Raw genomic sequence first — 11,263 nt, forward strand, 5'->3', positions numbered from 1 at the left:
CAGGCGCTCGATGCCTTCCTCGCTGTCCACCGCCAGGGCCAGGCGCCCGCCGCGCAGGCCGAGCTGGTGCGCCAGGCGCGCCACGCGCAGCAGCTTGGCGGCGGCGATGACCTGGTTGCTGATGTACAGGTCGTTCACGCCGGCGGCGGCCAGCGCCTCGGCTCGCTCACCTTCTGCATGCAGGCGCCCGTGGCACCGGCCTGCTGCAACAGCAGGGCGAGCTCGGCGCTCTTGTGCATCTTGGCATGGGGCCGCCAGCGCACCTGGTGCTTGCGCGCGAAGTCGGCCATGCGCTGGATGTTGCGCTCCATGGCGTCGAGATCGACGACGAGTGCGGGGGTGTCGATCAGGTCGACGCGCAGGCCGATGCTGGCGCGCAGGGATTCAGGAATGGGCTTCATCGCGCGGCGTCGTCCAGGTGCTGTGTGTCGGCCCAGCCGACCAGGGTGAGGCCGTCGCCGGTCCAGAGCAGGCGGTTGATGGCCGCGTTGGTGAGTTGCCAGGTGCGTGGGGCCTGCAGTTCCTGGCCGGTGGCGGCGCGGTACAGCACGTCCATCACGCCGCCGTGGGCGACCAGCACCACGAGTTCGCCGGGGTGGCGCTGCGCCAGCTGGTGGGTGGTGCCAAGGATGCGCTCGCGGAACACGATCAGCGACTCGCCCCCGTCGGGCACGAAGTGCGGATCGCGCTGGCGCCAACGGCGGGCCTCCTCGGGCATTTCGGTCTCGATCTCGGCGAAGGTGCGGCCCTGCAGCTGGCCGAAGCTGCGCTCGCGCAGGCCGGGCTCGGCGACCAGCGGTGCGCCCGTGGTGTCGGCCACCGCCTGCGCGGTGGCATGGGCGCGCTGCAGGTCGCTGGCATAGATGGCGGCCACGGGCTCGCCGGCCAGGGCCTCGCCCACGCGGCGCGCCTGCCACAGGCCGGTGTGGTTGAGCGGAATGTCCAGATGGCCCTGGATGCGCGTGTCCACGTTCCAGGCGGTTTCTCCGTGGCGGATGGCGATGATGCGGGTGGCGTGCATGGCGGCGAGTTCGTCGATCAGGGGGCAGGCGGCGCCAGGGTGGTGCGCACCTGGCGCGGGCCCGCGGGGGGCTGCGGGAAACCGGTCAGGGCGGCGTCGAACAGGATGCCGAAGATGGCCGGGTCGCTGGTCCAGACGTCCTCGTGCACGGCGGAGGTCTCGTACACGATCTGCTGCGTGGCGGCGTCGCGCAGCACCAGGCTGGCCTCGCGGCGGTAGAGCGTGGGGGGGCGGTCCATCATCCAGCTGCCGCCCATGCCCCAACCCCAGCGGCCGCCATGGCCCCCGTAGCCAAGGCCCCAGCCCCAGCGGGGGTAGAACGGATCGCCATAGTAGGGCCAGTAGGCCGGCGTGGCATAGCTTGCCTGCGCGCCGACCTGCAGCACGAGCCGGGCATTGGCGTCGTCGCGCTGCAGCCCCACGCGCGCCAGCGACTGCTGGGCCATGGCGTCGATGGGGGCGAACGATGCAGCCTGGGCCTGCTGCGAGGGCAGGCGCTCCAGTCGGTAGGTGGGCGGTGAGGGCAGGGCCGCCAGCGTCGAGTAGCTGTGCACCGCGCTGTCCACGGTGCGGGTGACGGCGCAGCCGCCGAGCATCAGGGCGGCCGTGGCCAGGGTGATGGAGAAAGCGCAGCGCAGGGTCTTCATGGGTGTCTCCGGAAAGGGGCCGTCATGGTGCGGTCAGCGCTGGCGATGATCGACGGGGCGTTCAGGACAGCTGAACCACCTGCACGCCGGGCAATCCGGGGGCGGCAGGGAAATCCTCGCGGTCGAACGCCTTGTCTCCGTCTTCGCTGGCGGTGCCCGTCGCCTTCAGACCCTTGAAGTCGTGCAGTGTTCCATCGAGCAGGTGCGACGGCACGACGTTCTGCAGCGCGTTGAACATGTTTTCCACACGGCCGGGGAATTTCCTGTCCCATTCGCGCAGCATCTCGCCCACCTGCTTGCGCTGCAGGTTCTCCTGGCTGCCGCACAGGTTGCAGGGAATGATGGGAAAGTTGCGGTGCGCGGCCCAGCGCGCGGTGTCCTTCTCGGCCACGTAGGCCAGCGGGCGGATCACCACGTGTTTGCCGTCGTCGCTCACGAGCTTCGGGGGCATGGACTTGAGCTTGCCGCCGAAGAACATGTTGAGCAGCAGCGTCTGCAAAATGTCATCGCGGTGGTGGCCCAGGGCGATCTTGGTGCAGCCCAGTTCGTCGGCCACGCGGTACAGGATGCCGCGGCGCAGCCGGCTGCACAGGCTGCAGGTCGTCTTGCCTTCGGGAATGAGGCGCTTGACGATGCTGTAGGTGTCTTCGTTCTCGATGTGGAACGGCACGCCCTGCGAGGCCAGGTACTCGGGCAGCACGTGCTCGGGAAACCCCGGCTGCTTCTGGTCGAGGTTCACCGCCACGAGGTCGAAGTGGATGGGCGCGCGCGCCTTGAGCTTGAGCAGGATGTCCAGCAGGGCGTAGCTGTCCTTGCCGCCGGACATGCACACCATGACCTTGTCGCCCTCCTCGATCATCTGGTAGTCCACGATGGCCTTGCCCACCTCGCGGCACAGGCGCTTTTCCAGCTTGTGGGTCTCGCGCTCGATCTTCAGGCGGGCCGGCGCCGCAGCGGCCTCGGCGCTTGCCGCTGCATCGGGCGTGCCGAGGGGCTCGGGGGCGTCGGCGGTCCAGCCGGGCGTGGGGTCGTTGAGGATGGCATTCATGGGGTTCACCACTGTCCTGTCTCGCTGCGGATGGCCACTTCGCAGTCGTCAAAAATTTCCAATTTGGCGATCTTCACGCGCACGCCCAGCACGCCGGGCAGCAGCATGAGCCGGGCGCTGAGCTTGCCGATCAGCGTCTCCAGCAGGTTCACGTGCTCGGCCGTGCACTCGTCGATGATGATCTGGCGCACCTTGCGGTAGTCCAGCACGTGCAGGATGTCGTCGTCGCTCGGGTGCAGGGGTTGCGTGCCCAGGTGCAACTCGGCATCGACCTGGATGGGCTGCGGCGTGGTCATCTCGTGCGCGAGGATGCCCAGGTTGGCGTCGAAGCGCAAACCGGTGAGCGTGAGGATCTGGGTGCCTGCGGCGTTGTACATGGGATATGGGAAGGAAAGGGGGAGGGCGGAGCCGGGCTGCGCTCACATCATCGAAAAGTCGCGCTCGAACCGCATCAGGTGCTGGCCGCCATCCACCAGCAGCGTGGTGCCGGTGATGGAGCGGTTTTCCAGCGCGAACTTCACGGTGGCGGCCACGTCGGCGGGCGTGGAAGACCGGCCCAGCGGGCTCAGCGCGTGCAGCTGGCGGAATTTCTCGCCTTCCAGCAGGTGGCTGGTGAGGGTGAGGCCCGGCGCCACCCCCACCACCCGCACCCGGGGCGCGAGGGCCAGCGACAGCATGGTGCCGGCCGCCTCCAGCGCCGCCTTGGAGAGGGTGTAGCTCAGGAAGTCGGGGTTCTGGTTCCAGAGCTTCTGGTCGAGCAGGTTGACCACGGCGCCGTGGATTTCGCCCTGGTCGCCCTCATCGCCCGCAGCGGCTGCGGCCCGCTGTTCCAGATGCGCATGCAGGCCCTGGGCCAGCAGCACGGGCGCCGCGGTGTTGCTGCGCAGGTGCTGCTCCAGCGTGTCAAACCCGAAGCTCGCGGCATCGTCGTGCTCGAAAAGCGAGGCACTGTTGACCACCGCGTCCACCGCGCCGAAATGCTGCACCACGCGGGGCAGCAGGCCGCGCACGGCGGCCTCGTCCTGGAAATCGGCATCGAAATGGGCGCTGGCGCAAGAAAATCGCCGGCATGCTGCTACGGTTTCAATAGCATCCTGCTCGGAATGCCGGTAGTGGACGGCCACCTGCCAGCCGCCGGCGGCCAGCGCGAGCGCGATGTCGCGGCCCAGGCGCTTGGCGGCGCCGGTCACCAGCACGGTGCGAGGACGGGAGGGGGAGGGCATCGGGGACAATCGGGACCGTGACGACGACAGAACCCCCAAGTTTAACGACCGCCCTGGCGGCCCACATTGGCCAGGCCATTGCCCAGGCCGGCGGCTGGATCGGTTTCGACCGCTTCATGGCCCTGGCCCTGTACACGCCCGGCCTGGGCTACTACGCCAACGACTCCACCAAGTTCGGCCTGCTGCCCGGGTCGGGCAGCGACTTCGTGACCGCGCCCGAGCTGAGCCCCCTGTTCGGCCAGACCCTGGCCGTGCAGGTGGGCGAGGCCCTCGCACGGACCGGAACGCACGAGCTGTGGGAGTTCGGCGCGGGCTCCGGCGCCCTGGCGCTGCAGCTGCTCGATGCCCTGGGCGAACGGGTGCAGCGCTACACCATCGTCGATCTGTCCGGCAGCCTGCGCGTGCGCCAGCAGGCGCTGCTGTCCCCGCATGCGCACAAGGTGCGGTGGGTGGATGCGCTGCCCGACCGCTTTGCGGGCGTGGTGGTGGGCAACGAGGTGCTGGACGCCATGCCGGTGAAGCTGCTGGCCCGCCACGGCGGGCAGGCGGGCGGCGTGTGGCATGAACGCGGCGTGGTGCTGCAGGGCGATGCCTTCGCCTGGGCCGACTGGCCCACCGATCTGCGCCCGCCCGTCGAGGTGGAAGGCCCCCACGACTACCTGACCGAGATCCACCCGCAGGGCGAGGGCTTCATCCGCACCCTGGCCGACCGGCTGGAGCGCGGCGCAGCCTTCCTGCTGGACTACGGGTTCGGCGAGGCGGAGTACTACCACCCCCAGCGCCACATGGGCACGGTGATGTGCCACCAGGGGCACCTGGCCGACAGCGATCCGCTGGTGGCGGTGGGCCGCAAGGACATCACCGCGCACGTCAACTTCACGGCCATGGCATTGGCCGCGCAGGACGCGGGCCTGCAGGTGCTGGGCTACACCACGCAGGCGCACTTTCTCATCAACTGCGGGTTGGCCCAGCGCATGGTGGAGCTGCCCCTGCTCGAACGCGCCACGGCCGCCAAGCTGGTCATGGAGCACGAGATGGGCGAGCTGTTCAAGGTGCTGGCCCTGGGCGCGGGCGAACCGTGGGAGCCCGTGGGCTTTTCGCAAGGGGACCGATCCCACCGGCTGTGATGCGCTGTGCCGCCCTGAGCCCTTCGGATGGGCGCCACCGATGACAGGGTGGTGTCAATTCAGCCGCAGGCCGCTGGCCGCATCAAACAGGTGCGCCTGCGCCGCCACGGGCCGCAACTGAAGCGCGTCGCCCGGCCGCACGTCGATGCGGTCGCGGAACGCCGCCAGGATGTCGTGCCGGCCATCGAGCCGCAGCGCGACCTGGGTTTCCGAGCCCGTGGGCTCCACCACGACGACCTGGGCCGGCAGGCCCGCGCCGCTGGTGTCCAGCGCGAAGTGCTCGGGCCGGGCCCCGTACAGCACGCTGTCGCCATGGCGCCCGCGGGGCGGGCGGGCCAGGGGCAGGCGCAAGCCGTCGTCGGTGACCACGCTGGCGTCGCCGTCCAGATGCAACCGGCCGGGAATGAAATTCATGGCCGGCGAGCCGATGAACCCCGCCACGAACGCATTGGCCGGCCGGTCGTACAGATCGAGGGGCGCACCCACCTGCTCGATCACCCCGTCCTTGAGCACCACGATGCGGTCGGCCAGGGTCATGGCCTCCACCTGGTCGTGCGTGACGTACACCGTGGTGGTGCCCAGGCGCTGGTGCAGCGCCTTGATTTCGGTGCGCACCTGCACGCGCAGCTTGGCATCGAGGTTGGACAGCGGCTCGTCGAACAGGAAGGCATGGGGCTGGCGCACGATGGCGCGGCCCATGGCCACGCGCTGGCGCTGGCCGCCCGAGAGCTGGCGCGGCGTGCGGTCCAGCAAGGCTTCCAGGCCCAGGATGGCGGCCACCTCGTCCACCCGGCGCCGGATGGCGGCCTGGCTCTCGCCCTGCAGCTTCAGCGAGAAGCCCAGGTTCTGCGCCACCGTCATGTGGGGGTAGAGCGCGTAGTTCTGGAACACCATGGCGATGTTGCGGTCCTTAGGCGCCACGTCGTTGATCACGCGCCCGCCCAGCCGGATCTCGCCGCTGGTGATGGTTTCGAGCCCCGCGATGGCGCGTAGCAGCGTGGACTTGCCGCAGCCCGAGGGCCCGACGAGCGCGACGAACTCGCCGTCGCGGATGTGGATGTCCACCCCGTGGATCACGGGTGTGCCGCCGTAGTGCTTGACGATCTGGTGAAGGGACAGTTCGGCCATGTCAGTCCTTGACGCCGCCGGCCGTGAGCCCGCGCACGAGGTAGGTGCGCACGAGCACCGTGAAGATCACCACCGGGAACATCACCAGCGTGCCGCTGGCGGCGATCTTGGTCCACTCCCAGCCTTCGTACTGCAGGAAGTTGACGATGGCCACCGGGGCGGTGACGGCATTCGTGCGCGTGAGGATCAGTGCGTAGAAGAAGTCGTTCCACGAGAAGATGAAGCACAGCACGGCGGTGGCCGCCAGCCCGGGGGCCGCCAGCGGCAGCGTGATGCGCCAGAAGGCCTGCCAGACGCCGCAGCCGTCGATGTAGGCCGCCTCTTCGAGCGCGGTGGGCACCGCTTCGAAGAAGGTCTGCATCAGCCAGATCACGATCGCCAGATTGAAGGTGAGATAGACGATGGCCAGGCCCACGATGGTGTCCTGCAGGCCGAGCCAGCGGTAGGCCAGGAAGAACGGGATGGTGAAGGCGATGGGCGGCGCCATGCGCGTCACCAGGATCCACAGGGCCACCTGGCGCCGCCACCGGAACTGCCAGCGCGTGAGTGCATAGGCGGCCGGCACGCCGATCAGCAGCGACAGGCCGGTGGACAGGGTGCTGACCGCCAGGCTGTTCCAGAACGACTTGAGGAAGTGGCCCTGCAGCAGGCTGCGAAAGCCTTCCAGCGTGGGCGTGAAGAGCAGGCGGTCCTCGAAGATGTCCGCGCCGGGCCGGAAGGCCAGCTGCACCAGCCACAGGAAGGGGAACATCACCACCAGCAGCAGAGCGACGGCCACGAGGCCGCGCGCATGGCGGCGCAGCCATCTGGCACGCCGCGCATCTGGCAAGCGCCGCGCGGCAGGGGGCGGCGTGAACGTGGAGGGCAGGGGCAGGGCGGCTTCAGCGTTTGTCATGGTCGTTCCATCCGAGGCGGCCCACCAGCCAGCTGAGCGCGAACACGCCCGCGAGAATCACCATCGCGATGGCGCTGGCGTACCCCCAGTAGGAGAAATTGAAGGCCTGGATGAAGCCGTAGTAGTTGGTCACCTCGGTCACCGTGCCCGGGCCGCCATCGGTCAGCACGTAGATCAGCGGAAAGGCCTTGAAGCTGTCGATCAGCCGGAACAGGCCGCACACCACCAGCACCGGCCTCAGGTAGGGCAGCACGATGTACCGGAACAGTTGCCAGCGGTTGGCGCCGTCCAGGCTCGCGGCCTCCAGCGGGTCGTCCGGCACCATCTGCAGCGTGGCCAGCACCATCAGCAGGGTGAACGGAAACCACTGCCAGGTGTCGGCGATGGAGATGGCCCACAGGGCCGTGTCGGGGTTGGCGATCAGCGAGCGCACCGGCAGACCCACCGCCTCCAGCGCGCGGTGCAGAGGGCTCACGTCGGGCGTGTACAGGATCTTCCAGATCAGCGCCACCACGATGGGTGGGAGCACCATGGGGATCAGGAACGCCGTGCGCGTGGCGCCCAGCAGCTTGGAGCGCCCGTTGAGCAGCAGGGCCAGGCCCAGCCCCACGCCCAGTTGCAGCGCCACGCTGGAGACCGACAGCTGCAGCTGCGTGGCGATGGAGCGCAGAAAGCGCGCGTCCTCCAGCAGGTGGCGGTAGTTCACCAGCGGGTCGTCGAAGCGGAAGGTGCCGGCCGCGTCGGTGAGGCTCAGGGGCGTGAAGCTCGTCACCAGCAGCGCCGTGGCCGGCGCCAGCGTGATGACCAGCAGCACGGCCAGCGAGGGCAGCAGGCCCCACAGGAAGGCGCGGCGGCGTGCCGCTTCCCAGCCGAGGCCGGGGCGCAGAGTCAAGGTGTTCACCGCCGGCTCACAGCTTCAGCCCGGCGCGCTGGAGCTCGGTGATCGATTGGGCCTGCGCCTGCTGCAGCGCCTGCCGGGCGCTGGCCTGGCCGGAAGCGATCAGCGCGATCGCCTTGTTGAGCTGCTGGTCCACTTGCGGGTAGACCGACACCGTGCGGTACTTCATGTGCCCGGTCTTGGAGGCCAGCTCGATCGAGTCCAGTGCCAGTTGCGCCAGGTCGTTGCCGTTGATGACCTGCCTGGTGCGGAACTCCCGGGAGTCGATGTCCGAACGGCGCGCCGGCGAGCCGTACCCGGCCAGCACCGCTTTGCGCGTGGTCTGCTTGGACAGCGCCCACTGGATGAAGGCCCACGCGGCCTCCTTGTTCTTCGACCCCGTCGGAATGCCCAGGCCATGCACGGCCGTGCCCGGAAAGCGCCCTGCAGGTCCCTTTGGCACCTGGCCGAACTGCAGTGTCTTCAAGGTCTTGCTGGAGGCCGGGTCCCCCAGTTGCGCGAGATGCAACTGCCCCGCATCGGTGAAATTGACGCGGCCGAGCTTGAGCGCCTGGGTCACCTGGTCGGGCGTGTAGGTGATGGCACCGTCGGGCCCGAACTCTCGCAGCAGGCTGGCGTAGTACTCGGCCGCTGCGATGGCTTCGGGCGTGTCCAGCGTGGGGTACAGGTCGTCTGGTGCCTTGCGGAACACGTCGCCACCGAAGGCATGCAGATAAGGCACGAAGGTCCATCCGTAGTGGCTATCGGACACGAAGCCCGCCACGCGCTCCTTCTTGTTCACGGCGCGCAGCACCTTCACCAGGTCGTCCGTGGTGTCGGGATAGGCCAGGCCGGCCTGCTGCACCAGATCGAAGCGCGAGGAGGCGGACAGCAGCGCCTCGGCCGTCCAGGGAATGCCGTAGAGCTTGCCGTCCTTGCCGGTCTCGGGCGCGCGGGCGCCGGGCAAAAAGTCGTTCACGTCCCAGTCGGCGGGCGTGAGGTTGGGGTTCCTGATGAAATCGTCGAGCGGCGCGAGCCAGCCCGAGTGGATCCATCGGCTCGAGTAGATGAAGGTCACATTGACCACGTCGTAGGCCGAGCCTTTGGTGGACAGCTCCAGGTCGGCACGCTGGTTGTAGACCGGGAACGAGGGCGTGTCGAAGTTCACCCTGGCGCCCGTGAGCGACTCGAACTCGGGCAGGTACTGCTGCAGCAGCTTGGGGTAGGCCGCGCTGAAGGTCGAGACATTCAGGGTCACGCCCTGGAACTTCTTCGCACCGCTCTGCGCCTTCGCAAAGCCGGGCAGCAGGGCGGTGGCGCCCAGGGCCGATGCGGCCTGGAGCCACTGGCGTCGTTGGGTCATGTCGATGGCTCCGTGGCGTCAGGCGGTCGCGGTAATGACGCTGTCAATCTGCGCGTCGTTGGTGGCTTCGGGCCGCACGCGGGTGCGGCTGCGGCGCCCGTCCACCGCCACGGCGGGTTCGCCGTGCACCGTGACGCGGCGCACCACGCGGGCCTGCGTGCCGTAGTCGTTGATCGCGAAATGCTGCGTCGCCCGGTTGTCCCAGATCGCCACGTCGTCCTGCTGCCACTGCCAGCGCACGGTGTTCTCCAGGCGGACCACGCGGTTTTGCAGGATCTCGAAGAGGCGTGCCGATTCGGTGCTGGAAAAGCCCGCGATCTTCTTGACGAAGTGGCCCAGCAGCAGCGCGCGCTCACCCGATACGGGGTGCACGTGCACCACGGGGTGCTCGGCTTCGAACACGGAGGACACGAACACCCTGCGGTGGTGGTTCAGCCGTTCCTCCTCGACCACCACGCGCTCGGCACCGTAGTCGTAGTCGTAGTCGTTGCTGTGCACGGCCCACAGGCCGTCCGCCAGGCGCTGGAGCTCTTCGGGCAGGCGGGCGTAGGCCGCGGCCGTGTTGGCCCACACCGTGTCGCCGCCGTAGGCCGGAATGGTCACGCCGCGCAGGATGCCGTACTTGGGGAACGCGTCGATGAAGGTCACGTCGGTGTGCCACGAATCGGCACGGCCACCGCCCTTGGAGGCGTCGAGTTCGAAGATGCGCGTGCCCGTGGGCGAGGGCACCGTGGGATGGGCCACGGTCTTGCCCAGGCGCGCGCCGAATGCCTGGTGCGCGGCATCGTCCAGGTGCGCCTGGCCGCGGAAGAACAGCACCTTGTGGCGCACCAGCGCGGCGGTGAGGTCGGCGATGGTCGCGTCGTCCAGTTCGCCCGACAGTTGAAGGCCGAGCACTTCACCGCCCAGGCTGCCTGCCACGCGGCGGATGCGCAGGTTTCCAAAGGACGTATCGAACCGGGATGGGGATGTTTCGCTCACGGGCAGCTCCAGCGGGGAAAGGGTGATGGCCCGATTCTGGAGACCGCCATGGCGGACGCGAAGCGACCAAATCGGATATGCAAGCGACCCGAACATCGGGCCATATCCATAGGCCGAAAAGATGGAAGGGCGCTGCCGGCCCGTTACCCGTTACCCGTTACCCGTCGGTCAGCGTGCCCTTGGCCGGTGCGGCGTCCAGGGTGGCCGCATCGCTGCGGTCCTTGAGCCCGATGCCGGTGAGTCCCAGGCGCCGGGCCTCCTGGCACAGCCACCACAGGCGCGCTGCCGCCGCGGCCGGTGCCAGCCCTTCGTGCCGCACGTTGGAGATGCAGTTGCGCTGCGCATCGCTGCGGCCCACCTGCGGATGCCAAGTGAGGTAGATGCCCAGGCTGTCGGGCGAACTCAGGCCCGGGCGTTCGCCGATCAGCACCGCCACCAGGCGTGCGCCCAGCAGTGTGCCCACCTCGTCGCCCAGCGCCACGCGCGCCTGCGTGGCAATGACCAAAGGGCCGATGCGCCAGCCCTGCGGTGCCGTGCCCAGAATGGCGTGCACCAGCGGCGCGGCATGGCGTTCCACGGCCAGGGACGAGAGGCCATCGGCCACCACCAGCAGCAGGTCGCATCCCGCCTGCGGGGTGCCGCCATCGTGCTGGCGGCCCAGGCCGCGCAGGCGCTCGGCATCGGCATCGTTCAGGCGGCGGCCCAGGTCCGGGCGCAGCAGGTAGGTGGCACGGTCGGTGGCGGCGCTGGCCACCTGCAGCGGGGTGCCGCCTGCCGGGGCGAGCTGCGTGGCCAGGCCTTCGGCATCGAGTGGCCGGTGCACGGCATCGCGTGCCTGGGCGTGGGCCATGCCGAAGTCCAGCAGTTCGCGCGTGGGGATGGCGGTGCCTGCGCGCCCCAGCGCCAGCCGCGCCGCCGTGTGGGCGCGCAGGTCGTCCCAGGGATCGGGCGGG

Annotated in this window: 12 protein-coding genes and 1 pseudogene; 1 reads left to right on the plus strand and 12 read right to left on the minus strand. The window is 69.2% G+C overall.

Going from position 1 to position 11,263, the window contains the following annotated elements; all coding sequences use genetic code 11:
* From AC27IQ_RS13240 to AC27IQ_RS13265, 6 genes and pseudogenes are all read right to left on the minus strand, one after another.
* Positions 1 to 401 (minus strand): annotated as a pseudogene (locus tag AC27IQ_RS13240) (alanine racemase); the annotation flags it as partial.
* Positions 398 to 1,021 carry a histidine phosphatase family protein gene (locus tag AC27IQ_RS13245; protein WP_487089736.1) on the minus strand — a complete coding sequence of 208 codons (624 nt, stop codon included), beginning with the start codon at positions 1,019 to 1,021 and terminating at the stop codon, positions 398 to 400. The pseudogene AC27IQ_RS13240 and the gene AC27IQ_RS13245, both read right to left, overlap by 4 nt.
* A gap of 17 nt (positions 1,022 to 1,038) precedes the next feature.
* Positions 1,039 to 1,668 (minus strand): DUF4136 domain-containing protein, encoded by a 630-nt coding sequence (locus AC27IQ_RS13250; RefSeq protein WP_487089737.1) that lies wholly within the window; start codon positions 1,666 to 1,668, stop codon positions 1,039 to 1,041.
* Positions 1,669 to 1,729: 61 nt separating this feature from the next.
* Positions 1,730 to 2,716: a tRNA 2-thiocytidine(32) synthetase TtcA gene (ttcA, locus tag AC27IQ_RS13255; protein ID WP_487089738.1), complete on the minus strand. Its 987-nt coding sequence runs from the start codon at positions 2,714 to 2,716 to the stop codon at positions 1,730 to 1,732.
* 5 nt (positions 2,717 to 2,721) lie between these two features.
* Positions 2,722 to 3,093: a dihydroneopterin aldolase gene (locus AC27IQ_RS13260; protein WP_284392946.1), complete on the minus strand. Its 372-nt coding sequence runs from the start codon at positions 3,091 to 3,093 to the stop codon at positions 2,722 to 2,724.
* A gap of 42 nt (positions 3,094 to 3,135) precedes the next feature.
* The gene (locus AC27IQ_RS13265; RefSeq protein WP_487089739.1) at positions 3,136 to 3,939 is read right to left on the minus strand and encodes an SDR family oxidoreductase; all 804 of its coding nucleotides are present in this window, start codon (positions 3,937 to 3,939) and stop codon (positions 3,136 to 3,138) included.
* Positions 3,940 to 3,947: 8 nt separating this feature from the next.
* Here AC27IQ_RS13265 and AC27IQ_RS13270 point away from each other — a divergent pair, with 8 nt between their 5' ends.
* Positions 3,948 to 5,066 (plus strand): class I SAM-dependent methyltransferase, encoded by a 1,119-nt coding sequence (locus tag AC27IQ_RS13270; protein ID WP_487089746.1) that lies wholly within the window; start codon positions 3,948 to 3,950, stop codon positions 5,064 to 5,066.
* Between the two features lie 54 nt (positions 5,067 to 5,120).
* Here AC27IQ_RS13270 and AC27IQ_RS13275 read toward each other — a convergent pair whose 3' ends face one another.
* The 6 genes from AC27IQ_RS13275 to eutC all read right to left on the minus strand — a co-directional run.
* A complete protein-coding gene (locus tag AC27IQ_RS13275; RefSeq protein ID WP_487089740.1) occupies positions 5,121 to 6,194 on the minus strand; it encodes an ABC transporter ATP-binding protein in 1,074 nt (357 codons plus the stop codon).
* Position 6,195: 1 nt separating this feature from the next.
* Positions 6,196 to 7,089 carry a carbohydrate ABC transporter permease gene (locus AC27IQ_RS13280; RefSeq protein ID WP_487089741.1) on the minus strand — a complete coding sequence of 298 codons (894 nt, stop codon included), beginning with the start codon at positions 7,087 to 7,089 and terminating at the stop codon, positions 6,196 to 6,198.
* The gene (locus AC27IQ_RS13285; protein WP_487089742.1) at positions 7,076 to 7,990 is read right to left on the minus strand and encodes a carbohydrate ABC transporter permease; all 915 of its coding nucleotides are present in this window, start codon (positions 7,988 to 7,990) and stop codon (positions 7,076 to 7,078) included. Before AC27IQ_RS13285 ends, AC27IQ_RS13280 begins: the two co-directional genes overlap by 14 nt.
* Before the next feature lie 7 nt (positions 7,991 to 7,997).
* Positions 7,998 to 9,329, minus strand: coding sequence for an ABC transporter substrate-binding protein (locus AC27IQ_RS13290; RefSeq protein ID WP_487089743.1), 1,332 nt, complete (start codon positions 9,327 to 9,329; stop codon positions 7,998 to 8,000).
* An 18-nt stretch (positions 9,330 to 9,347) separates the two neighbouring features.
* Complete coding sequence (locus AC27IQ_RS13295; protein WP_487089744.1) at positions 9,348 to 10,310, minus strand: TauD/TfdA dioxygenase family protein; 963 nt, start codon at positions 10,308 to 10,310, stop codon at positions 9,348 to 9,350.
* Between the two features lie 157 nt (positions 10,311 to 10,467).
* A partial coding sequence (gene eutC / locus AC27IQ_RS13300; protein ID WP_487089745.1) for an ethanolamine ammonia-lyase subunit EutC occupies positions 10,468 to 11,263 on the minus strand: 796 nt, incomplete at its 5' end.

This window comes from Acidovorax sp. KPB24-07, from assembly GCF_057543315.1.